The 25343-nt window shown below is 39.4% G+C and carries 19 protein-coding genes; 8 read left to right on the top strand and 11 right to left on the bottom strand.

Features of this window, described 5'->3' with window-relative positions:
• The 5 genes from H6G75_RS26215 to H6G75_RS26195 form a co-directional block, all read left to right on the top strand.
• Nucleotides 1–400, top strand: a 400-nt coding sequence (locus tag H6G75_RS26215; RefSeq protein WP_190982844.1) for a sensor histidine kinase, incomplete at its 5' end; no start/stop codon positions are given.
• Nucleotides 401–474: 74 nt separating this feature from the next.
• Complete coding sequence (locus H6G75_RS26210; protein WP_190982843.1) at nucleotides 475–5880, top strand: ATP-binding sensor histidine kinase; 5406 nt, start codon at nucleotides 475–477, stop codon at nucleotides 5878–5880.
• Between the two features lie 230 nt (nucleotides 5881–6110).
• Nucleotides 6111–6683 (top strand): heme NO-binding domain-containing protein, encoded by a 573-nt coding sequence (locus H6G75_RS26205; RefSeq protein WP_190982842.1) that lies wholly within the window; start codon nucleotides 6111–6113, stop codon nucleotides 6681–6683.
• Complete coding sequence (locus H6G75_RS26200) at nucleotides 6670–10563, top strand: response regulator (RefSeq protein WP_190982841.1); 3894 nt, start codon at nucleotides 6670–6672, stop codon at nucleotides 10561–10563. Before H6G75_RS26205 ends, H6G75_RS26200 begins: the two co-directional genes overlap by 14 nt.
• A gap of 42 nt (nucleotides 10564–10605) precedes the next feature.
• Complete coding sequence (locus tag H6G75_RS26195; protein ID WP_190982840.1) at nucleotides 10606–11790, top strand: PP2C family protein-serine/threonine phosphatase; 1185 nt, start codon at nucleotides 10606–10608, stop codon at nucleotides 11788–11790.
• On the opposite strand, the gene H6G75_RS33190 is transcribed toward H6G75_RS26195, so the two are convergent.
• From H6G75_RS33190 to H6G75_RS26145, 10 genes are all read right to left on the bottom strand, one after another.
• Nucleotides 11771–12421 carry an STAS domain-containing protein gene (locus tag H6G75_RS33190; protein ID WP_242051648.1) on the bottom strand — a complete coding sequence of 217 codons (651 nt, stop codon included), beginning with the start codon at nucleotides 12419–12421 and terminating at the stop codon, nucleotides 11771–11773. The two genes, H6G75_RS26195 and H6G75_RS33190, sit on opposite strands and share 20 nt — an antisense overlap.
• A 104-nt stretch (nucleotides 12422–12525) precedes the next feature.
• Nucleotides 12526–12999, bottom strand: coding sequence for an anti-sigma regulatory factor (locus H6G75_RS26185; RefSeq protein ID WP_190982839.1), 474 nt, complete (start codon nucleotides 12997–12999; stop codon nucleotides 12526–12528).
• On the bottom strand, nucleotides 13000–14001 hold the full coding sequence (locus H6G75_RS26180) for a sugar transferase (protein WP_190982838.1): 1002 nt from the start codon (nucleotides 13999–14001) through the stop codon (nucleotides 13000–13002).
• On the bottom strand, nucleotides 13998–14510 hold the full coding sequence (locus H6G75_RS26175) for a glycosyltransferase (RefSeq protein ID WP_190982837.1): 513 nt from the start codon (nucleotides 14508–14510) through the stop codon (nucleotides 13998–14000). Before H6G75_RS26175 ends, H6G75_RS26180 begins: the two co-directional genes overlap by 4 nt.
• Complete coding sequence (gene pssD / locus H6G75_RS26170) at nucleotides 14507–14962, bottom strand: PssD/Cps14F family polysaccharide biosynthesis glycosyltransferase (RefSeq protein WP_190982836.1); 456 nt, start codon at nucleotides 14960–14962, stop codon at nucleotides 14507–14509. Before pssD ends, H6G75_RS26175 begins: the two co-directional genes overlap by 4 nt.
• A gap of 15 nt (nucleotides 14963–14977) precedes the next feature.
• Entirely contained in the window at nucleotides 14978–16102 is a 1125-nt protein-coding gene (locus H6G75_RS26165) for a glycosyltransferase family 2 protein (protein ID WP_190982835.1), read from the bottom strand.
• A 282-nt stretch (nucleotides 16103–16384) separates the two neighbouring features.
• Nucleotides 16385–17338, bottom strand: a complete 954-nt coding sequence (locus H6G75_RS26160) for a glycosyltransferase family 2 protein (protein ID WP_190982834.1) — start codon at nucleotides 17336–17338, stop codon at nucleotides 16385–16387.
• Entirely contained in the window at nucleotides 17335–18612 is a 1278-nt protein-coding gene (locus tag H6G75_RS26155) for a lipopolysaccharide biosynthesis protein (RefSeq protein ID WP_190982833.1), read from the bottom strand. Before H6G75_RS26155 ends, H6G75_RS26160 begins: the two co-directional genes overlap by 4 nt.
• Nucleotides 18609–19196, bottom strand: a complete 588-nt coding sequence (locus H6G75_RS26150) for a glycosyltransferase (RefSeq protein WP_242051647.1) — start codon at nucleotides 19194–19196, stop codon at nucleotides 18609–18611. Before H6G75_RS26150 ends, H6G75_RS26155 begins: the two co-directional genes overlap by 4 nt.
• A gap of 4 nt (nucleotides 19197–19200) precedes the next feature.
• Nucleotides 19201–20259: a polysaccharide pyruvyl transferase family protein gene (locus H6G75_RS26145; RefSeq protein WP_190982831.1), complete on the bottom strand. Its 1059-nt coding sequence runs from the start codon at nucleotides 20257–20259 to the stop codon at nucleotides 19201–19203.
• Between the two features lie 595 nt (nucleotides 20260–20854).
• Here H6G75_RS26145 and H6G75_RS26140 point away from each other — a divergent pair.
• The 3 genes from H6G75_RS26140 to H6G75_RS26130 are packed head-to-tail and all read left to right on the top strand — an operon-like array spanning nucleotide 20855 to nucleotide 24601.
• Nucleotides 20855–21883: a polysaccharide biosynthesis/export family protein gene (locus H6G75_RS26140; RefSeq protein ID WP_190982830.1), complete on the top strand. Its 1029-nt coding sequence runs from the start codon at nucleotides 20855–20857 to the stop codon at nucleotides 21881–21883.
• Entirely contained in the window at nucleotides 21880–23277 is a 1398-nt protein-coding gene (locus H6G75_RS26135) for a GumC family protein (RefSeq protein ID WP_190982829.1), read from the top strand. The genes H6G75_RS26140 and H6G75_RS26135 overlap by 4 nt, the downstream gene beginning before the upstream one ends.
• Before the next feature lies 1 nt (nucleotide 23278).
• On the top strand, nucleotides 23279–24601 hold the full coding sequence (locus H6G75_RS26130; RefSeq protein WP_190982828.1) for an O-antigen ligase domain-containing protein: 1323 nt from the start codon (nucleotides 23279–23281) through the stop codon (nucleotides 24599–24601).
• 43 nt (nucleotides 24602–24644) lie between these two features.
• Here H6G75_RS26130 and H6G75_RS26125 read toward each other — a convergent pair whose 3' ends face one another.
• Entirely contained in the window at nucleotides 24645–25190 is a 546-nt protein-coding gene (locus H6G75_RS26125; RefSeq protein ID WP_190982827.1) for a cytochrome C, read from the bottom strand.
• Between the last annotated feature and the right edge of the window lie 153 nt (nucleotides 25191–25343).

The raw sequence follows: 25343 nt of genomic DNA, 5'->3' as shown, positions 1-25343 counted from the left end.
AATCACGAACTACGGTAATTTACCCCAAATTGAATGTTTTCCTGGGCAATTAAATCAGGTATTTATGAATATTCTTGCCAATGCTATTGACGCATTAGATGAATCGACTCACGGACGTAATTTTGAGGAAATTCAAGCTCATCCTAACTCTATTACAATTACCACATCAATAGTAGATAAATCCGTGAAAATCTCCATTGCTGATAACGGCAAAGGTATGAGTGCAGAGGTGACAAATCGCATCTTTGACCATTTATTTACTACCAAAGGAGTCAGTAAAGGTACGGGATTAGGATTAGCGATCGCAAAGCAAATTGTCGAAGAAAAACACGGCGGTCAAATCACGGTTAATTCTGTTGTAGGAGCAGGAAGCGAATTTATCATTCAACTCCCAGTGTAAATTTTTAGGTCATTATAGAGTGCTGTTGATCATTGGGGAATACTAAATCAAGACATTGTGAAGATTTAGGTATTATGGTTGACATTCTTGTGAAAATTCCTGGATATAGGATCAGCGAAGAACTCTATAATGGCTCTCGCACACTGGTTTATCGCGGTTATCGAGAAGTTGATCAACAACCAGTAGTCATTAAATTACTCAAAAATCCCTATCCCAGCTTTAACGAACTGTTGTTGTTTCGCAACCAGTACACCATTGCCAAAAATCTCAACTCCCCCCTAATAGTCCAAACCTACAGTCTAGAACCTTGTCAAAATGGTTATGCACTAGTTATGGAAGACTTTGGGGGGATTTCTCTTAAAAAGTGGGGAACTAGAGAAACTCAACAATCTTTAGAAGAATTCTTAGTAATAGCGATCGCTCTGTGCAATGTATTAGATTTACTCTATCATCAGCGCGTTATTCATAAAGATATTAAACCCAGCAATATCTTAATAAATCCCGAAACCAAACAAATTAAATTAATTGATTTTAGTATTGCATCATTATTACCCAGAGAAACCCAAACCCTAGTTAATCCCAAAGTATTAGAAGGAACACTTGCTTATATATCTCCAGAACAAACAGGGAGAATGAATCGCGGGATTGACTATCGTACAGATTTTTATTCCCTGGGCATAACTTTTTATGAATTACTCACAGGCAAGTTACCATTTCAGTCTGATGATGCGATGGAATTAGTACATTGTCATCTAGCAAAAACCGCACCATCAATTACAGAAATTAATCCCGAAATTCCGTCGGTACTTTCAGAAATTATCAGCAAGCTGATGGCGAAAAATGCTGAAGATAGATATCAAAGTGCCTTGGGTTTGAAATTTGATTTAACAAATTGTTTAACTCAAATAAGAGAAACTGGTAAAATTGACAACTTTAAAATTGCTAGTCGGGATGTGTGCGATCGCTTCATCATTCCTGATAAACTTTATGGCAGAGATACGGAAGTACAAACCCTACTCGAAGCATTCGACAGAGTCAGCCAAGGTGCAACAGAAATGATGCTTGTTGCTGGATTTTCTGGAGTTGGAAAAACAGCAGTCGTCAATGAAGTTCATAAACCAATTGTCAGACAACGCGGCTACTTTATTAAAGGTAAATATGACCAATTTAACCGCAATGTTCCCTTCTTTGCCTTTGTCCAAGCATTTCGTAATTTAATCACACAACTATTAACAGAAAGTGACACTCAAATAGAAAAATGGAAAAATAAAATATTAGCATCTGTCGGCGACAATGGACAAATTATTATTGATGTTATTCCTGAACTAGAAGAAATTATTGGTCAACAACCACCAGCAATCGAATTATCAGGAAATGCAGCGGAAAATCGCTTTAACCTATTATTTCAAAAATTTACGCAAGTATTTACTGATGTAGAACATCCCTTAGTAATCTTTTTAGATGATTTGCAATGGGCAGATTCAGCATCACTAAAATTAATGCAGCTACTAATGGCGGATACAGGCCATCTCCTGCTTATCGGTGCATATCGTGATCACGAAGTCCATCTAGGACATCCATTAATGTTAACTTTGAGTGATATCCAAAACAAACAAGCAACAATTAATACAATTACCTTAGCACCATTAAGTCAAGCACAAGTAAATCAATTAGTTGCTGATACCCTCAAATGTAGTGAGAGTTTAGCATGGGATCTATCTTTATTAGTTTATCAAAAGACCCAAGGTAATCCATTTTTTACTATCCAGTTTTTTAAAGCATTACATCAAGATGGATTCATTGAATTTGATGTCAAATTAGGTTGTTGGCAATTTGACATTGCACAGGTAGCAACTCAAGCAGTCACAGATGATGTTGTGGTATTTATGAGTTCGCAACTGCAAAAACTACCATCATCAACTCAAAAAATATTGCGGTTAGCAGCTTGTATTGGTAATCAATTCGATTTAGATATTTTGGCTATTATTTGTGAGCAATCAGTTATTGAAACCGCCGCTGCTTTGTGGAAAGCCTTACAGGAAGGGCTGATTTTACCAATTAATGAGGTTTATAAACTTTATCAAGACTATTCATTAAAAAATAGCGAACTACAGAAAGATGACCAAAAACAAATCACAGTTACATACAAATTTTTACATGATCGCGTCCAACAAGCAGCCTATTCCCTGATTCCCAACGACCAAAAACAGATAACTCACTACCAAATTGGACAACTGCTGTTGCAACAGATGTCGTTAGATGTTAGAGAAGAGAGAATTTTTGAACTGGTCAATCAATTAAATTACGGAACTACGTTAATTACCGAGCAAAATCAACGAGATGAATTAGCAGAACTTAACTTAATTGCTTGTCGTAAGGCTAAAAAATCTACTGCCTATCAAGCTGCAAGAGAATATGCTGCAACAGGATTATGTTTATTAGGAGAACAAGCTTGGCAACGGCAATATGATCTGAGCTTGGCATTCCATGAATTAGCATCAGAAATCGCTTCTTTATGCGGCGAATTTGAATTAATGGAGCAATTGATTGATAGTGTGATTACACACGCAAACTCTTTGCTAGAAAAGGTCAATATTTATTGTATTAAAATTCAATCTTATGTTTTTCAGAATGAACCAGTTAAAGCCATTGATATCGGGCAGAATCTCCTGCAAGAGTTTGGTGTCAAATTTGCCGAATCACCAAGTCCAGTAGATATTCAACAAGCAATTCAGGAAATTAGCGAACTAATTGCAGACAGAGAAATTGCCAATTTATGTGATTTACCTGTAATGACAGATCGGGAAGTTTTGGCAATTATCCAAATTGCCTATGCTCTCATCCCACCAGCTTACAACGTTGGTTCTATTTTGTGTCCATTACTGATGGCGTTGTCAGTCAAATTATCTATTCAGTATGGCAATACAATTATTTCTGCATTTGCTTATGCTAACTATGGCTTCATTCTCTGCAATTTTTTACAAGATGTCGATAAAGCAACAGAATTTGCTCAATTATCACTAAAACTTATATCCAAATTTGACGCTCAAGCTATTAAACCAGAAGTAATTTTAGTATTGGGCGGTTTTATCCTACATCGCAAATCTCACATCAAAGATATCCTTCCTTTGTTGCAAGAAAGTTATGTGATTGCTTTAGAAGTTGGTAGTACAAAGTTTGCCGGATATCATGCCCGTACCTTTTGTAATGCTGCTTTTTGGTGTAATCAACCTCTTGCTACCTTAGAACAGAATGCTCGTGCTTACTACAATGGGTTGATGCAACTCAATCAACTAGGACTAGCTAATCACTGTCGGCTTTCTTGGCAGTCTGCACTCAATTTGCTTGGTTATGGGGAAAATCCTTGTATTTTGTCTGGAGAAGTTGTACAAGAAACGGAAATTCTGCCGCAAATCATATCTGATAATGACTTGAGTGAGTTGTATGTGTTCCATTCATATAAACTCATGCTTTGTTTTTTGTTTGGAGAAATTGAACAAGCGCAAAATCATACTGTTGAATGCAGAAACAATTTAATTGCTGCTCAGGGACTAGTATATGAGCCGGCATTTTATTTCTACGATTCTTTGATTGCTTTAGCCAGTTTGAACTTGCAATTACAAGATTCATCAGAGGTATTGCAACGGGTAGAGCAAAATCAAACTCAGTTAAAAAACTGGGCGCACCATGCACCTATGAACCATCAGCATAAGTTTGATTTAGTAGAAGCAGAAAAATGCCGAGTGTTAGGACAAAAAATACCAGCTAGTGAGTTCTATGACAAGGCAATATATGGAGCCAAAATCAACGATTACTTACAGGAAGAAGCACTGGCTAACGAACTGGCGGCAAAATTCTATCTTGATTGGGGCAAACAACGGTTTGCTCAAGACTATATGATTGAAGCCTACTATGCTTATGCTCGTTGGGGAGCAGAAGCCAAAGTCGCTGATTTAGAAACTCGCTATCCCCAATTACTCGCTCCCATATTAGAGCAAACCTATACACCGCTCTCCACTGACGAAACCATCCTCACATTAAGGACTGTCTCATCCGCCAGTTCCCTCACGTCTAACAGCAGTGTCTCCGATACCCTAGATTTAACAGCTATCCTCAAAGCTTCTCAAGCTCTCTCTGGTGAAATTGAACTCGAAAAACTTCTCTCATCATTGCTGAAAATCGTCATCGAAAATGCTGGGGCGGATAAATGTGTGTTCATTATGTTGCAAGCTGATAGCTTACTCATTCAAGGTTCAGTAATTGAAGGTTTGCAGCCAGTTGTATGGCAACACCTCCCCATTGAAAACAGCCAGGAAATTCCCTTAAAACTAATTTACAAAGTCAAACGCAATAGTCAGACTATTGTTGTGCTAGATGCAACAACGGATATTTCCTTGGCTGATGATCCTTATGTTCTGCATCAACAACCCAAGAGTATTTTGTGCAGCCCAATCTTACATCAAGGCAAGTTGATGGGCATTTTATATCTAGAAAATAATTTAGTTACAGGAGCGTTCACAAGCGATCGCGTCGAAATACTCAATTTAATTTGCGCTCAAGCTGCCATTTCACTAGAAAATGCCCGACTTTATGAATCTGCTCAAGAATATGCCCAAAAGTTAGAACAAGCATTCACCGATTTACAAAATGCCCAATTGCAGATAGTTCAAAGTGAAAAAATGTCTGCGTTGGGTAATTTAGTTGCAGGTGTCGCCCATGAAATGAATAATCCATTGGGCTTTATTTCTGCTACTCTCCAACAAACTAAACCAAATTTTGCTGATATTACAGAACACTTGAAACTTTATCAAGAAAACTTAGAAAATCCTGGTGTTGAAATTCAAGACCATGCGGAGAAAATTGACTTAGAGTATCTGTTAGAAGACTTACCTAAAACAATCGATGCAATGGTCATGGCTTGCGACAGGTTGAAAAATATTAGCACTAGCCTGCGGACATTTTCGCGTGCTGACAAAGACTACAAAGTCCAGTTTAATCTCCATGAAGGCATTGACAGCACAGTTTTAATTCTCAAGCATCGCCTGAAGGCAAATCAACAACACCCAGCAATTGAAGTAATTACTAACTATGGTGATTTACCTTTAGTCAATTGTTTTCCTGGACAATTAAATCAGGTATTTATGAATATTCTTGCCAATGCTATTGATGCGTTAGAAGAAGCAAATATTGGTAAGAGTTTTGCAGAAATTCAAGCTTATCCTAACCGTATCACAATCACAACATCAATCATAAATAATCAATATGTAAAAATATCAATTGCTGATAACGGCAAGGGCATGAGTGCAGAAGTACAAGAAAAAATATTTGACCATTTATTTACTACTAAAGCTGTAGGTAAAGGTACGGGATTAGGATTAGCGATCGCCCGGCAAATTGTTGAAGAAAAACACGGTGGTAAAATCACAGTTCATTCTGTTCTGGGAGAGGGAACAGAGTTTGTAATTTCCCTTCCCATTTAACTTTGTTTAAAAGCGCACAACAAGGGCTGATCGCACAATACTTGCTTATGCTTCAAGAATGTTAATTTTATACTATGCTCTTGATGTGGACAAAAGGTCGCTTCAGAAGCTATAAATTTTAACAACTTTGTTTGATAAGGCATACTCCATTTTTTATCAGATCAGAGTCCTGGTAATACATAATATTACTGAAGCGTTTACCAAAAATAATATACATATAGGTTAAGAGTATGTACGGACTTGTTAACAAAGCAATTCAAGATATGATTTGTGAATGCCACGGAGAGAAGATATGGGAAATCATTAAGAGCAAGGCAGGATATGAGGATATAGACTTTTTTATCGGTATGGATGGTTATCCCGATGAAGTCACCTATAGTTTAGTGGCAGCAGCTTGTGACGTATTGAATATGCCTGCACCGGAAATTTTGCAAGCTTTTGGTGAATATTGGGTTAACTATACCGCCAAAGAAGGCTATGGGGATCTGTTAGACAGTGCTGGCAACTCATTACCCCAATTTGTCGAAAATCTGGATAACCTTCATGCCAGAGTAGGTTTGAGTTTCTCCCAACTGCGTCCACCATCGTTTGAGTGTGAACACACAAGTGAACAATCATTGGATCTCCACTACCAATCAACTCGCCAAGGATTAGCACCAATGGTGATTGGTTTACTCCACGGATTAGGAAAACGCTTTCACACCAAAGTGGATATTACCCAAAAGAGTTTTCGTGACCAAGGAGATTCTCAAGATACCTTCACTATTAAATACACAGATTCTGACTCCGATGACCAAGAATGATGCGATCGGGTTAAGACACTTCAGCCTCAGTGCTGACCAATTTGCAGCATTGTTTCCGTTCCATCTGGTGATAGATCAACAGATGCAGATCATCCAAGTGGGTGAAGTGCTTGAGCGAATTCTCTCACCCATTGAGATCCTCAATAGTCCTCTAGAAGCGCATTTTTGCATCAATCGCCCCAACTGTGCAGTTAACTTTGAAGCTCTTTGCCAACAAACGCGATCGCTGTTTCTGCTGCAATCACTCCACAAAGATATGCAGCTTAAGGGACAGATAGTATGTGGGGAAAATGGTGATCAATTGGTATTTCTTGGCTCTCCCTGGATTACAGATATTACTAATCTCAAAAAGCTAGAACTGAGCATTGATGATTTTCCTTTATATGACTCAGTTTCAGATTATCTGTTTCTCTTACAGGCCAAGAATTCTGCACTTACAGATGCCAAAAAGCTCACCACAAAACTCACAGAACAACGCGCCGAATTAAGAGCCACAGCTTCCAGGTTAACAACACTGATTGAAAGTTTACAAATTGGGATTTTGCTAGAAGATGAGAAGCGACATGTTGTTTTGGCAAATCAAGAATTCTGTAATTTATTTAATATTCCTATTCCTCCAGCAGCCTTACAGGGCATGGATTGTCGCCAAGCCTCAGAAGTCAGCAAGCAAATGTTTGTGGAGCCTGACGAATTTATTCAGCGCCTAGATGAGATTCTCTACCAAGGAGAAATCGTCATCAATCAAGAATGGCAACTCCAAGATGGACGAATTTTGGAACAAGATTATGTACCCATTGTTGTTGATGACAAATTATATGGTCACTTGTGGAAATATCGTGACATTACCCTCAGAAAACAATCAGAAAATGCCCTGAAATTAAGTGAAGAACGGTTAGCATTGGCGCTGGATGCGGTAGAAGAAGGGCTTTGGGACTGGAATTTAGCCACTGGAGAAGTTTATCGTAGCGCCCGTTGGTACACAATGCTAGGGTATCATCCCGATGAACTCCAAGATGATATTAAAGTTGTCAATGAATTGATTCATCCCGATGACCGATTGTTGATGCGACAAAGACTAATCGCTCACCTCAAGGGACATACACCTTTTTATGAAGCTGAAGCCCGATTTTTGACTAAATCAGGGAAATGGAAATGGATTTTGGATCGAGGTAAGTTAGTCAACCGCGATTTCCAAGGCAAGTTTCTGAGAATGGTCGGAACTCATTTAGATATTACAGAACGCAAAAAAGCTGAAGAAGAACTACAGCAGCAATATCAACGCGCTCTTTTACTCAAGCAAATTACAGAAGAAATTCGTCAGTCCTTACAACTAGAAAAAATTCTCCAGACCACAGTCACAGAGGTACAACACATTTTACAGGCTGATCGGGTGTTAATCTTCCAAATTAACCCTGATGGTTCAGGTAAAGTTGTTCAGGAAGCAGTAGTCCCGGAATGGTCAGTAGTTTTAAACAAAGATATTTGTGATGGTTGTTTACAAGATAAATATCTCAACTTGTATCGTGATGGGCAGTTAAGTGTAATTTCCCAGTTAGGACAAACAGAATTTCAACCATGTGAAATCGAAGATTGTCAGGTAAAAGCTAATCTGGTTGTACCGATTTTAGTGCGGGAACATTTATGGGGATTATTAGTAGTACATCAATGCGATCGCCCCAGACAATGGACAGATTTGGAATTAGACTTGCTCAAACACCTAGCAGATCAAATGAGCATTGCTCTCACCCAAGCCCAATTGTTAGCCAAAGAAACTCGCCAAGCGGATTTGCTCGCCCAGCAAAACGAAGAATTGAATATTGCCAAACAAGCAGCTGAGGCGGCCAATATGGCCAAAAGTAATTTCCTCGCTACCATGAGTCATGAAATTCGCACGCCCATGAACGCAATCATTGGGATGACGGGATTACTTTTGGATACACCTCTCAAACCTGAGCAAATTGACTATGTAGAAACGATCCGTAATAGTGGCGATGCTTTATTAACAATTATCAATGACATTCTCGACTTTTCTAAAATTGAGTCTGGCAATTTAGAGTTAGAAGAACAACCTTTTGACTTGCAAGTTTGTGTGGAAGAAGCCTTGGATTTGCTGGCTCCCCAAGCAGCCCTCAAAGGCATCGAATTGTTATATCAATTCCAACCCCAGACACCAACTTTAATTATTGGTGATATTACCCGTGTCCGTCAGATTCTTTGGAATTTGGTCAGCAATGCGGTTAAATTCACCAAGGTGGGAGAAGTGGTTGTCACCATTGCTATGCAGCAAGTCCAACAACCAGAAACCGTAACAGATGATCATGTATATTACGAATTTCTGTTTGCGGTGAGTGATACCGGAATTGGAATTCCACGCGATCGCTTAGATCGACTGTTTAAGCCCTTTAGTCAGGTTGATGCTTCCATGACTCGGCGTTATGGTGGTACAGGCTTAGGATTAGCCATTAGTAAGCGCCTGAGCGAAATTATGGGGGGCAGCATGTGGGTAGAAAGTGAAATAGGTCAGGGTTCGACTTTCAATTTCACCCTTACACTGCAAGTTGATCCTTCAGTAATTGATAGTTCATATAGTATTTATCCAGAGTTGCTGGACAAGCGATTACTGCTGATCACAGATAATGCTAGTTTACAGAAATGTTTAACTTGGCAACTTCAGAGCTTGGGAGTTGATGTCCAAACAATCCCATTCAAGGCTGTTCAGCAGTGCTTGGAACTACAGCCTAACTTTGACTTCGCTATCTTAGATGTCGATTGCCCTTATCTAGATATCCTAGAACTAACTACACAAATTCGTAGCATACCCCAACAGCAAAATTTGCCTTTGGTCATGTTAAGTTCCAAAGGCAAGCAAACTTTAGAGGTGAGGCAAATAGCGGCTGAATTTACTGCCTTTCTGCACAAGCCTGTGCGACAGTACCAATTGCAAAATACGCTTTTACAAATTGTGCGTGGTAGTTGGTCTACCCGCCGTGTCGATACTCAAATTACCATTCCTTCTTATTCCCGCTTACCTGCACCACACTTACCAAGAATTGATGACCAACTTGCCCAAAATTTACCACTCAAAATTCTCTTAGTGGAAGATGTGTTAGTGAATCAGAAAATTGCGCTGAAAATGCTGAATCGGTTAGGTTTTCGGGCCGATGTGGCCAATAATGGGCGCGAGGCTCTAGAAGCTTTACAACGGCAACTCTATGATGTTGTGTTTATGGATATCCAAATGCCAGAAATGGATGGTTGGGAAACTACGATGCGGATTCGTCAGGAATTCTCCCCACAAGTCCAACCTTGGATAATTGCTATGACTGCCCATGCTCGTCCCGAAGACCGTCAGGAGTGCTTAAGAGTCGGGATGAATGATTATGTTAGTAAGCCAATTCGTCTAGAGGCGCTAGAAGCAGTTTTAAAACACTCGAATATTCAACAATATCAAGATTCTCTACCGCCTCAGCTAATAGCAGAAACTGAATATGTTTTACCTTCTATATCTCTAAATGCTGATGTTACAGCTGCCATTGACTACAGTTTTATCGAAGAACTAAAAAATATGGCAGGTAGTGATGGTGAGCATTTAGTCTCTGAACTTATCCAAGTTTATTTAGAAGATACTCCAAGGAGAATAGAAATGATTCAAACAGCCATTGCAGTGGGAGACAGAATCAACTTACAAAAAGCGGCTCATGCTTTGCGATCGCCTAGTGTGAGTATTGGTGCTGTTAACTTAGGAGACATCTGTGAAACTTTAGAAAATTCCGCTTCTGACCAATCATTAGAGTCCCTTGTTCTGCTGATTAATCAATTAGAAAGTGAATATCACAAAGTCATTACAGCTTTACAAGATATCTCTGCATCTGCCCATTAAACAAATTATTTCCCTTATAAATATACCTATCGGCTAGAAAATATGTCTAACAATTCAAATTCTTCTGTAAAAATTTTAGTGATTGATGATGACCGTCTGATTCAAATACTTTTAAAACAAGCTCTGCAAAGTCAAGGATATGAAGTAATTTTGGCCTCAAGTGGCATAGAAGGATTAGAAAAAGCTCATAAACACCATCCAGCATTGATTATTTCCGATTGGCAAATGGATGAAATGGATGGCTTAGAACTATGTCGGAAAATCAAATCAGAACCATCTTTATCATCTATTTTCTTTATTTTGCTCACCTCCCGGAAAGCGGTGGAAGACCGAGTAGAGGGTTTAGATACAGGTGCAGATGATTTTTTAAGTAAACCAATTGAAGTCAATGAGTTAAAAGCTCGTGTCAGAGCTGGACTCAGGTTATATCAGGCAAATCAAGAACTTCAGACATTAGCTCAAGATTTACAAACTCAAAAACAGCTTTTAGAAGCAGAATTAAGTGAAGCGGCTGATTATGTGAAATCAATTCTGCCTAAACCGTTATCAGGATTAATTACAATTAATTCTCGATTCTTTCCCTCTCGTCAATTAGGGGGCGATTGTTTTGATTACTATTGGTTGGATGAAGACAATTTAGTCATGTATTTACTTGATGTTTCGGGGCATGGATTAGCTGCGGCTTTACCTTCAATTTCCATACATAACATGCTGCGATCGCAGTCTCTCCCCCAAGCTAGTCTTTATCATCCAGATGAAGTTTTTCAAAGCTTAAATAAAGTGTTTCAAATGGAGCAACAAAACTACCAGTATTTTACTATCTGGTATGGTGTTTTTAACCGAGTTTCTTCTCAGCTCACCTATGCTAGTGCTGGTCATCCCCCAGCGATATTATTGTCACCTGTTACAGAGTTTGATTTACGGGTAGAACAATTAATGACTCGTAGTGCGCCTATCGGGGTATATGCCACACACCAATATCATCATACCGTGTGTGACGTTCAATCTGGCAGTAAATTGTATGTGTTTAGTGATGGCATTTACGAAGTGGAAAAATCTGATGGTAAGATGTGGAACTTACAGAGCTTTATCAACTTACTTACTTTATGTAATCAGCAATTTTCCACTGATTTAGATACCATTTTGGCAGCCATCAAAGACACAACGGGGAGTCAAATATTCACTGATGACTTTTCGTTACTTGAAGTCAGTTTTGGAGCTGTGTAGCTTTTTTAATAAATGATTCTTGGTCAGGAAACACGTCAAAAGCTTTCGTGGTGCCGCTAATATCAAAAATCAGTTTAATCTGCTCATTAATTCCACAAATACTCAGCCTTCCTTGTTTATCCTTAACAGTTTTTAAAGTTAAAATTAGGGTGCCGAAGCCTGCACTATCCATAAAATTAACAGATTGAAAATCTAGCAAAAAGTTTTTAATTTCTGATTCTAATAATTTGGTAATTCGTTCATTGATTTGTCTGCCTTTTTTGCCATCAAAAATCCCAGTAGGTTTAATAATTTTCACTTTAGAATTAACAAGTGTATTCACTGTTTTTACAAATGATTCTTGGTCAGGAAACACTTCAAAGGCGGTAATTGTCCCACTGATATCAAGAATCATGTGAATCTGATCGTTGATAGCACAAATACCTAGTCTTCCTTGTTTATCTTTAACAGTTTTCAGGGTTAAAATCAAAGTCCCGAATCCAGCACTATCCATAAAGTGAACAGACTGAAAATCAATCAAAAAAGTTTTGAAGCCAGAATCAAGCAAATTACTCACACGTTCGTTAACTTGTCTGCCTTTTCTACCGTCGAAAATTCCACTAGGTTTAATCACTTTTACTTTAGAATTCATAATCTTGAGGTAAAATAGTAATTTTCCAAAACTCAACTAAAGAAATTTGGACATGAGGAAATAAAAATAACGGGAAGCTAAACCTCATGCCCATTGTTAATCACTTAAAATGTTATTTTTTTCTTGAGTAACAAACAATTTCTCTCTGGTGATTCACGCGTGTAACTGACATTCCACCCATAGTCTTTTCTAAGTTTGAGGAGAAAAATACAGCCCCAATGAGCTTCATGGTCTAAGGGGTTAAAGTTGCGATCGCTTGTTTGTTGATTCAGCTTTTCTAATTCGGCTTCTAAATTAAAAATCTCTCCTTGATCCCAGATATAAATTTGGAAATACTCATCAGCAGAAATAGCGGCTGCTAACTGAACAGGTGTTTGTGGATGCAGATGTTTATGGGCATGACGAACTACATTGGTAAATCCTTCTACTAATGCAGTTTGTCCTTCTATCCACACTTGATAAGGCAACTGTGTACAGTTGAATTGATCAAACCACTCTACCACCGTTGCCATTGCATCTAAATGACTAACGACTTGCAAGGTAGAATGATGAATCAATAACTCTGTTTCCAGCGCCATTTAAGCTGCCCCTGAATTTTTATTGAAAATCAGCATCACTGTTTTGAGCATTAACTTGAAATCATAAAATAAACTCCAATTCTGTTGATAACGCAAATCTAGCTCAATCACATCCTCAAAGTTACGGATTTTGGAACGACCATTAACTTGCCACTCGCCACTCATTCCTGGTCTGACATCCAATCTTTGCCAATTACTCACTTCATATTTTTCTAACTCGTCGGGTGTAGGTGGACGAGTCCCTAGCAAACTCATATCACCCATCAGAACATTCCAAAACTGAGGAAATTCATCCAAACTTGTTCTACGCAAAAAGCGACCAACACGGGTAATGCGTGGATCATGTTCATTTTTGAAAAAAGCACCAGCAGCTTGGTTAGGAACATTACTTTTCAGAGCTTCCGCATTAGACACCATTGAACGGAATTTCCAAATGCGAAACCTTCGTCCCATCCAACCACAGCGAATTTGACTAAACAGTACAGGCCCTGGACTATCAAGTTTAATGGCGATCGCAATTGGGATAAAGAGTAAGACAGTTATACTCAAGCCAATAATCGCCCCGATAATATCAATGGCTCGTTTCATTAGCGATCGCACCGAAGGATGAGTTAGGGGTGGACGCTGTTCAATTCTGCGACTTTCTGTAGGAATAATCGCTGCGGTATTCGCCTCAATATTAAATATCTGTTCTAAGCCACCTAAAGCAAAAGCTAATTTTACCTGTGGTTGTACACTCCAAAAAGTTAATTGAATATTGTTGGCTTGTGCTGATTTATGGTTACTAATTAATGACCCCATCCCACTACTATCAATCATTGTCGTTTGACCAAAATCTAAGATAATTTTTGTCAAATTTGCATCTTCAACCCATTGTTGAAAACATTTTCTAAAGGCAACAGCATCAATGACAGTTAATCTTGGTGGTAACTGCACTAATAGAGTGCTATTCATCCGTGTAGTAAGTAGACAAAAGGAAGTTTTAGCGTTAGGACTGCTCATCTGGATATACCTACTGATAATTCTGTGGTCAAGGGTTGATTAAAACGGTTATGGAGACTTTCGCAAATAGCCAGTGCTGAAGCTTGAGAAATTTCTGCTAAAGAAACTTTTCTAGGCTCATTAATAAATCGTACTAAATCACCAGGCGACCAAGCAATCGGAACATTGATTTGTGATAGTGCTAAAGCTAGTTCTACTTGATGATCATCGACGTGTTCTTGATATCTCTGGCTGCGAGACACCAAAATATAAGGTTTCTCTAGAGAATCTAGCAGTAATAAAGTCCCTTCTCCACAATGAGCAATCACAATGCTTGCTTGATTAATCAAATCCTGAAATTTATCTTCTTTGAGGAAACGATACACTTTTGCGCCAGCAGGTAAAATCGTAGAATTACCATACTGCACTACTATTTCGTCTTGGATTAATCCAGTTTCTAGTAATACTTCAATCCAAGACATGAGGCGATTAAATGGATATTGTTCTGTACCAACTGTGACTAAAATCATAAACTTTCCTGGGGTGTAATGAGTTCGGCTTGAGGATAACGGGCTTGCAGTTGCGGCCACTGCACATACAAAACATTTAAAAAAGGCAACACTAACTTGGCAGATAAACTCAAAGTTTTAATTCGAGTTACTGATTCTACAAATACTGTTTGACTGCCAAATAATTTCCCCACAATTAAAAAGGGAACAGCCACACCCGCACCTGTAGATAAAATCAGTTGTGGTCGAGTTTGATTGATAACTTGAAAGGCTAATAACATATTCCTCAATAAATTAGGAATATTTCGGTTGGTTGGGCTATAAGCCCAGTAAACTTTTTCTCCATTTAAAGCCGCTTCAGTTGTAGTAGTGTTAAAAGTCACCCAAATTCGTTCATGATTTTCCCAAAAAGAATTGAGTTGTTGGAGTCCTTTAAAATGTCCACCAGAAGAGCAAACAAGTAAAACTTTCATAAATAATTCTTTCCTTTACATTGATTGTTTTGAGGATATCTGAGCAGTAGGTAACATTTCCCCACTTATTAATGGGTTGGAATTCTTTTGGTGCTGACCCTTCGACAAGCTCAGGGCATCGCTCTTGGATTCTTCCTTCTGAATCCGTCGTTTTTGACTCATACCAGTGATTTGCATCATTAATTTTTCTAGTTGTTGATATATATTTTTTGGCAGCATCCACAGTAAATAAGCTGCACTCAAAGAAATGAAAGTGCGTCGAGGTTCTTCTAATAAAATTCGCCAATAGGTTTTGAGAGCTTTATGCAGAAGATTAACAGCTATTTCGGGCGATCGCTGTCTGACTGCTCGACGTGCTAAGTATCGAAGTTGGTAAGCTCTGGCTTGATTACCGCATTCTTCAACAAAACCAGGGTTATAGACTTGGGTTTTCACAATAATCCTTTCCCAAGATTCATATTGCTTGAGAATATTGGCCGATAAACCACCCATATTGACGCGGTAGAGAGTCAAGGCTTCGGGTATGCCTTCTATCTGCCAATTAGTTTGCAAGGCAATTCTCAACCAACATTCAATATCTTCTGATTGGCGAAAGCGATCGTCAAAGTAGAAGTCTTCAGTCTCTCCATAGAGATTTTCTAGAAACTTGATTTCATCCAACACAACCCGCCGAATTACTACCGCAGAACCGTTACTGATCGGATTGCGACAGAATAAATATTCGGGTGAAATATCGGTTAATCGGGGCATTTGATAAATTCCTAGAGGTTTACCCTGTTCATCAATCAAGCTAGAACGAGAAAAACTCACTCCCACATTGGGCGATCGCGCAAAATGCTGTATGTGTTTTTCTAATTTCTGTGGTAGCCACAAATCATCACTATCAATAAAAGCTAAATATTCACCTTGAGCATGACGAATACCCGTATTTCTCGCCCCAGCTAATCCGCGATTCTGTTGATGGATAATTTTAATGCGCGGATCATTAAAGCTTTTGCAGATATCAATGCTTTTATCTGTGCAACCATCGTCAACAATGATAATTTCAAAGTCGCGGTAAGTTTGCGCTAAGACAGAACGCAGGGTTTCTGCAACTGAACTTTCCGAGTTATAAACCGGAATAATCACAGATAAATTCATAGTGTGTAATTGATTTGGTGTGAAGATTTTCGTTTGGACTTACGCTCAAGTACTCAGATATCGAACCACAGAGACGCAGAGAGAAGTTGCGTGCGCGGGTTCCCCGCGTTGAGCAAACTTCGGGAGGACACGGAGAGAAGTTAGAGCAGTGGCTTCTATTAATCTAGATTTTGGTGGAATCAGAGTTTTAAAGGAGTGTTGTGTAAGTCCGATTGTCTTGAGGAGAAGGCAATTATTGAAGCGGTTTTGAGCCTAATTCATATTGATAGTTATAGATGAAATTTAACTCTGTAACCTATCACCTGTAACCTGTAACCTGTCACCTACCAACGTTGCTAATACTGCTACCAAAGTTAAGAAAGTACGTTGCGGTTGATGAAATAGCAGTCGCCAATCTGAATGTAAGGCACGACTGATAAAATCAATACCGACTTTAGCAGGTAATTTCAAGCGAAAAGCCCGGCGAGCCAAATAACGCAGATGTACAGCTTGGGCTAAAGCAAAGTGATGCTCAACTAGTTGGGGTGCATAGATTCTGGCTTTAGCTATGAGTTGATTCCAGCCTGCTTCCATGCGATATAACTGGGAGGACAGTCCACTGGAACTTGTACGATAGCGCGTCAAAACTTGGTTAATTCCGGCTATTTGCCAATCAGTTGTACAGATAACTCTGAGTAGCCATTCTAAATCTTCGGAATAACTCATTTCGGGGCAGAATCCTCCTACTTGTGTAAATACTTCTTTGCGAATTACCCAGTTAGAAGTGGTGGTAGTAGGGTTTTCCGAGAGGAAATATTCTGGTTTTAATTGGGTTAAGCGAGAACTAGAAATCTGTCCGGTTGGTTCACCTGTCTGATTGAGAATTTCCACTTGGGCAAAGCTGACTCCTAAACAGGGATTTGATTGCAGATGTGTTAGGTGTTGGCTGAGTTTGTCGAAATACCATTGATCATCAGCATCAAGAAAGGCGATGATTTGACCTTGACTGTTTTTTACCCCATGATTGCGAGCAGTGGAAACACCTTGATTTGGTTGATTAATCAGATGAATACGATCGCAATTTTTTTGATATTCTTGCACAACTTCTATTGTGTTATCTGTAGAACCATCGTTAACTATCAGTAGTTCCCAATCAGCAAAGGTTTGTTGTTGTACAGAGGCGATCGCATCTGGTAAAAACTGAGCCGCATTGTAAGCTGGAATAATTACCGATACCATTGGGCTAGTTTTGTTCATCCTTGCGCCTCCTGCACAAATTTAGGTAGAGTCTGACGAGTCGCCCAAAGAGTATATAAAGGTTGCAAAGTTAGGTGGGTTGCCATCACTGCAATTGCGGCTCCTACAATACCCCACTGTGTTCCTATCCAGATAGCTGTGGCTAGACATATAGTAAATATTAAATTCCAACGCAACTCAATTTGCGGCTGACCAAAGGCGCGGAACATTAAGGAAGCTGCATCAGCAAAGGGACGAGATAAAGCTGAACAGCAAATCAAAATTAAAATTGGTAAGGCTCCACGCTCAACCCATTGATGTCCAAATACTAAGGGAACGTAGAAGGGAGCTAAACTTGATTGCAACATTACCAGTGGCACAATAATCACAGCGATTTTACGTAGACTTTGTAGATAACGTTGAGCAAATAAGCTGGCTTGAGAATTGAGGTCACATAAGTCAGAGAATAATGATACCCTGATAGCATTTATTACACTAAGGCTCAGTCCTAATCCGGCATTAAAAGCAAAATAATATACACCTAAAGCTTCCACACTGACAAACCGACCAATTAAAAGATAATCTACGTTTTCTCTAAAGATAGACAGTAACTCAATACCTAAAACACGGGAACCAAAGGAAGTAATTTGTCGCCCTTTCTCAAAGCTGAGAGATGCAGTCATCCGCCAAGGATGATATTTCAGTGCAAGAATAATCCAAATAGGAGCCACGAGGAACTTTGGTAAGACAATTGCCCACATTCCCATCCCAGATAAGGCCAAGAGGGCTGTTAAAACGTTATCTGTCGAGACTTGCACCGAAGTAATCAAAGCCAAAATGTTGAGGCGGTTTTCTCTTCTAATTAAGGCTGTTTGCACCATTCCCAAGGGATAGATGAGATAGGTAATGGCGATTGAACAGATAGGAAGGATGAGTTGGGAATTATTATAGAATTTGGCGATCGCTAAAGATGCAAAACACTGCACAGTGAATAAAACACCAGCAAGTAACCAATTCAAACCGTAAGCTGTACGGCATAATTCCTCAACCTCCGCAGCCTCAGCTTGGATAATTTTATCGGCTATGCCATTGCGGGTAAAAACACGAATAAATTCGTAAGTCATCAAGACAATAGCGGCTAGTCCATAATCTTCTGCACTGAGAAACCGCGCCAAAATCACAGTAGTAACAAGTCTAAACACTCGAATTACTAATTCTGCCGCCCCCATCCAACCAATATTACGAATAAAACGGTCTTGAAACAGACGTTTTTGTAGAGTTCGCGTCCAGTTCATTGTAGTTCACCAACCCAACATTGCTGTGTAGACTTAGCAGAGGTGTAGGGGGAGAATCTTTCCCCTCCTCTCCCTACCCCCTGCCACCACGCAAAGTTACGTTGGCAGATTACTAGATGATTGAGTAAACGAGTAATGGTGTTAGCCCAAACATCCGGCTTGCTAATTCGACAGTAAACAACAGTATTTTTGTCTACTGCTTGCAGTACAGGAACCTCATTAACTAAAGCTATGGGATCACAAACCAAAGGCACATCCAAACTTTCGCTGTCGTTGGTGATGAGAACGATCGCAGCGCGTTGATACAGTTCTACTAAATCTTGATGTTCTAGTTGAGAGAACAATCGGATACCATAACGAATGCCCAATCGCTCGATTCGTGCCTGCATTTCTGGTTCCCATTCTGAGCCGACTCTCACCAATAGTAATTCTGGGTGATGATATCTGAGACGAGCATAGGTTTCTAGCAGAATATCCAACTGTTTGCGGGGCAGATTGTCACTGACATTTAAGACAAAAGGCCGATCGCCTATTTGCTGCTGAATAGTCTGCTTTGTATTAAATTCAGGATGTATCTGATTCATAAAATTATCCTTTGATAGTTTGCCAGCATTGATTAAAAGCTTGTTTGACTTGAGTACGAATGGCATTATGATCAAAAGTCTGTTCAGAAGTACGAGCGATCGCATCTATATAGGTATTGGGATCAAACTTGTCTAAACTACACCCAGGAATTCCTAACCGTTGCGTTAAATCTTTGCCCTTATTTGAGTAGTACAAATTAAACGGAACCTTGCCACTAGCCATTGCCAGCACTGCCGTATGATAACGAACGGCGACAATTAAACGGCAAATAGCTAACACTCCCATCACCAATTGCCAATGAGACTGCTGATGAGCCACCACAAAAGGATTAAAAATTTTTAACTCTGGAACTTGTACGGCGATTTGTTCTGCTACCGCTAAGTCATTATCAGCACCGTAAGCTTGAGATTGAATTAATAGTACTGGTTGATATCCTTGTTTGTAGAGGTTACGACTCAGAGTCACTATTTGTTGTTGAAACTGGTGATTGTCATGGCTGTACATCGAGTCAAAAGCACGCAGGGAAATCAATGCGGCTGACTCTGGTTGGATATCTAAGGTTTGTAAAACATTTTTGGCTGTAGTTTTTGCCTGTTCGCATACTGATAAACTAAAAGCCGCATCAAAAGATAAAATGGCGTTGACTCCAGCTTGGGTTAGACGTTGATGGCTTTCCGCATCTCTCACACATACAGCAGCCAAGCGACGTAAACAAAATGTCAACGCTTGAAAACTCAACCCATGACACGATCGCGGAATTGATTGACCAAATACAAAGGTTTGCTGTGGCGATCGTCTTAACTGAAGCAAATTACGGATAAAGGTTTTGGTAATTAAACCTTCACGGGCGTTGTTGAAAATATCGCCACCCACACTAATATAAGCATCACATTGCCCAATCTGGGGTAAAACCTGTAATCCTGGGATGTAATTTGGTTGGGCATCGGGAAATTGTGCTACAACTTGAGCCTCTGATGCTAAAGCCGTCAGCGCACTATAAATTGCCGCATCCCCAATATTTAAAGTTGAATATGTATTTACCAGTCCAATGGTGAGTCCCATGTTTGCTCAACAGCGTTGTGAATTCCATAGTTATGTGACTGGTAGATGCTTGACATAGCAGAACACAGGCGGCAGAAAATTACTCTTGCTAAATGGACGCTTGCAAAATGTTTTAACCTACACTGCGACAGCTATATTTTTCTTGTGCCTGTGAGGGTTAAATCCCTACACTGCTTCATACGCCTGATTTACCCTGATCTTTGCATCAAACCTAACTGCTTCCAGTAACCAGTAGCTAATTGAAAGAGTAGTTCAGATATGCAAAACGAATGTATTTTTTTTATAAACTATTTTTGGATATTTGTCTAATATTTTTTGTATATTTTTTTTCTAGTATTTAATCTCTACTGAGATAGCAAAAGTAGAATTACATAGTTTAATAAATTCACAGCAAGCTATAAAGCTTATAATCGTTCATCAAAATCAGAAAAGTTTTATACCAACTTAAAAAACCGTCCTGATTATTTAGATGGCATAAAGAAAAAAGAGGTATAGTTTTTAACGAACAAGGATAACGTGCTTAACAGTATTTTTACGCAAATAGATACTTTGTTTAATGCTTATGTACTGAATTAATGCTTGGTTTGATGAGTTTATGTTTAAATATTTAATTTTGAATGCGATCGCTGCTATCTTGACCATCGCAACACCTTGTTTTGCCTTACCGCTTTCTCCAGGCGATCGCTTGAAGGTGAGTATTCCCGAAGGTGACGAGTTTAGCGGGATTTTTGAGGTCAACTTAGATGGAAAGTTGGAAATTCCTTATTTATCGCCTTTAGCTGTAGCTGGCTTAGAACCAGAGCAAGTTCAAGCTAATCTTACCCACGCTTTAATTGATGGTGGTTTTTTTCAGCCGTCTTTTTTGCGGGTGAATGTGGGTGTGGTGCAGTGGTCGCCGATTATGGTGTTTGTCAGTGGAGCCACATTTTCCCCAGGAAGGGTAATGATCAATGACCTCTCTCTAGGAGAAAAAACACAACCGCCTGTGCCGGTAGCTGGTCAATATGCTTACAACCGTTATTTAACAGTAGCAATTCATGATGCTGGAGGAGTTACCCCCACCGCCGATATTAAAAATGTGCAGTTAATTCGTCAAGGACAGACTCAGATTATTGATTTATCTGGTGTGTTAACAGGTGAACCCTTTGCAGATGTGGCCTTAATTGCAGGCGATCGCGTTATCATTCCCGATTCCGGACAAATGCACAACGAACTGGTGCGTCCCTCACCAATTACACCTATGGGTGTGAAAATTTTTATCTCGAATTTAACGGTACCAGCTACAGGTAACGCTGTTTCTGGTGTTGGTCGTGATGCTACATCTTTTCCCTATGGTTCTCGCTTTTCTCATGCAGTGGCGGCGGCTAACTGCGCTGGCGGAACGCGGGGAACGAATGCAGAACGCAAAGCCATATTAGTTACGACCGAACATTTAACTGGCAAAACTACATACTTAGAGCGTCATGTTAATAATTTGCTGATGAAATCAAACGATGATACCAACAATCCATTTTTGAAGCCCAACGATATTGTCGCTTGTTATGACTCCAGAGTGATTCAATTCCAGGATGTGATTAAAACCATCCTCTCTCCGATTCCAATTCTGCGAGATATCTTCAAATGATGCAAAAAGTTTCCACTTTGCCAAAAATCAAAATTATTAATCTGCTCAAAGGTCGTTGGTTACGTTATTTTATTTTGAGTATTATCGGTAACACATTAATTTGGAGTTCATCGCTGCAATATTTAAAAGTTACCAAACCATCTTATACCAGCGAGTTTGCTTTAATTCTATCTGGAGCAAGTTTTGGTGTGAATGTTAACTTGCCAGGAATTGGTCAAGCATCATCTTTTAGCAGTTCGGCTATTGGTGGTTCTACTTATGATGCCAGAGCAAACTACGAATATATTTTTACTAGTGATGCAGTGTTAAAGAAAGCCGCTGCGATCGCTAAAATTCACACCGATCAATTTGGTAAACCCCGCATCAAACTGCTAGACAACACAACAATCATGCAGTTTGAAGTTACTGGCAGAAGTCCCAAAGAAGCCCGGAATAAATCTTTAGCTTTGTATCAAGCTATTGTCTATCAAATCAACTTTTTACGCTCTGGAGAACTGAGTCAGCGCAAAGGGCCGACAGAAAAAACTTTACTAGCGGCTCAACATAAACTAGAACAAGCACAACAACATCTTTCAGAATATAAAATGCGCTCTGGTTTAAGTTTTCCTGATCAAGTCGGTAACTTGTCATCTAATATTGAGCAGTTACGCCGACAACGAGCAGAACTTAAAGCCCAAGAACAATTTACTAGCCAGAGATTGCAACAGTTAGAAAATAATTTGGGGCTATCATCTCAAGATGCAGCAGATGCTTTTTTATTGTATGTAGACCAAATTTTTCAACAAAATGTCAAAGACTACAGCGAGGCGACAGCCAGTCTTGAAATTTTAATCACTAAGTTTGGCCCTAACCATCCCCAAGTAGTTAAGGAAACTAAAAGGCAAGAATCTGCTTTAGCAGCAATATTACAACGCAGTGAACTGTTATTAAAAAAACAGATGACTATAGAAGCCTTAAACCGTTTAGCTTTACCTACAAGTGGTACCAGTCGAGATACATTATTTCAAAATTTAGTTTCTTACCGATCTGATAAACAAGGATTCAAAGCTCAGGTTCAAACTTTAGATTTAGAAATTCAGCGATTAGAGAAACGTTTAGAAAGTCTTTCTCAACGACAATCAACACTGGAAAACCTGAAGCGAGATGAACAAATTGCCGAAGCGATGTTTGCTTCCACTTTAACAAAATTAGATTTGGGACAAGGTGATATTTTTGCCGCTTATCCTTTAGCGCAAATGTTGGTAGAGCCGAGTGTACCCGACGAACCCACAGCACCGAAAAAAGGCTTTGTTTTAGCTGGCGCTGCGGCTGGTTCTATGTTTTCTACCCTTGGCTTGTGTTTGTTATGGATTCGTAAACCTTGGCTAGACAAGCTATCAAAGTGGCTTTCTTAAAATGAGCAAAAAACCCAAAAAACAAATTAATCCCGATGATATCCAACCGCAGAATATACCAGAAAAAGTAGTTTGGTGGGCGATCGCTAACACTTATTTTATTTGGGTGGTGGGAGGGCTATATGTTGTTGGCGCTCTCATGGGTTGGCTACTATTACTATTTCTCTTGATTAAAATTCTGGCTCAAACCCCAGATACACCCCCCGAAGAAAAAATCTCTATTTCTTGGATTCTCTGGGTTTGGGTAATTGGGATGCTCTTGATGGAAATAGCATTAGTAGCTGGACATTTAGACTATAATTTGCCAACAGGTTTAATTATTAAATCTTCTATTGGTTGGGCTAAAGGTTGGGCAGCACTAGCACTTTATCCCTTAGCAGGATGCTTAAAAATCCGACCTCAAGTTATTTATCGCGCCGTTTGCATTGTTGGTTTTCATACGTTATTAATTACTCCTTTTTTACTATTAACTCCTTCATTGCATCTACCCCAAATTCTCTATGTATCACCACTCAAAGCAGTAGGGGGGCCAGGTAATGAATTTTTTGACGTGCCGCTTTACGAAATTGACGGTAGCACAGGCGATTTACGTTGGCGACTATTTACCCCTTGGGGGCCAGCCTTGGGTTTTGTTGGTAATGTTTACTTTATGCTGGCGTTACAAGAAAAAGATAAAAAGTGGCGCTGGTTTGGATTAATTGGTGCTATATTAATGTGCTTTGTTTGTAAGTCACGTCTGGCACAAGTTTGTATAGTATTAATTCCTTTATTTACAACAATTTTCTCTGGGATGAATCGACCCAAAATCTTAATTGGACTAGGATTTTTTAGTTATTTAGGTGGTATTTTCTCACCATCAATCATTATGGCCATAAAAAATTTTTGGGAAAGTTTCAAAGCAGCGAGGGCTGGTTCTACAAGGGTACGTATGGCCTTGAAAAGAATTGCTATATATCGTTGGAAAGCTGAAGCTCCAATCTGGGGACATGGTGTAGTAGAAGATGGCCCGCACCTTGTGGAACACATGCCTATCGGTTCACATCATACTTGGGCAGGTTTATTGTTTGTCAAAGGAATTGTGGGATTTATTGCACTAGCTATACCGATGGGTTTAACTTTTATATATTTATTAATTAAGTCAATGGATAGCAGATGCCCTACAGCTAAAGTTGGCTTAAGTATTGTAATGATTCTTTTTTTGTATACCTTTGGTGAAAATTTAGAAATATTAGTTTATTTATACTGGCCTGGATTATTAGTTATGGGCATTGGTTGTCAAGAGCCACGCTATGAGCAAAATCAGCCAGTATTAGAAGAGTCTTAAGAGATTGAAGAAGAATACAGCAGCCAGAATTCAGAAGTCAGAATCAATTAGAATTTTCCCACTTCGCAGACAGGCGACGAAAATTAAACTCCTCGGCGCTGGGATGACAGCTAACGCAGCTACTGATTTGTATTGGACGGGGTAAATCAATTTTGGGGTGCAAAGCTTTGAAGAAACGCGATTTATCCAGGCGATAGGGTGTTTCTTCATCTTTGAGTTGGCTGCGTGAGAAATTAGCCAGATATCGCCACACCAGAATTCGGGATGGGTCAACTAACGGCTTAAGTTGTACACCGTAGTGCTGGGAGTCTTCTAAAAGATTTTTCCAGGTTTGGGTCGGTAAAGCCTGCGGTGGGATGGCAATATGACATTTAGCACAATTTTCTATGTAAAGTTCTTGTCCTAGCTTGTACTGAGCAGATACTACATCAACTGTACCAATTTCTGATGTGGGAGCCGCACTGTAAACACTAGTTGCTGAAGCAAATAGCCAACCCATAATCAGACTCCAAGCCACAATGACCAAAAATAAACCAAAAGGTCGGCGTTTTTTGAGTTGACGAGATTGGCGTTTGACAAGATTTGACATTCCTCACATCCCTAAAGAGACTTGTAGCTAATCATTGTGACTGATACGGCGTTGCTGATGTTGCGTTAGTTATTTGATTTATTTATATTTTCTCCTGACTCCTACCTTATTCAAAGTTAATCGCATTTATCCAAAAACCCCAGCAATTAACCG

Source organism: Nostoc sp. FACHB-280 (assembly GCF_014697615.1).
Classification (GTDB): Bacteria; Cyanobacteriota; Cyanobacteriia; order Cyanobacteriales; family Nostocaceae; genus Nostoc_B.
Note: the sequence above shows the minus strand (reverse complement) of the source record. Positions and strands in the feature narration are given on the sequence as shown.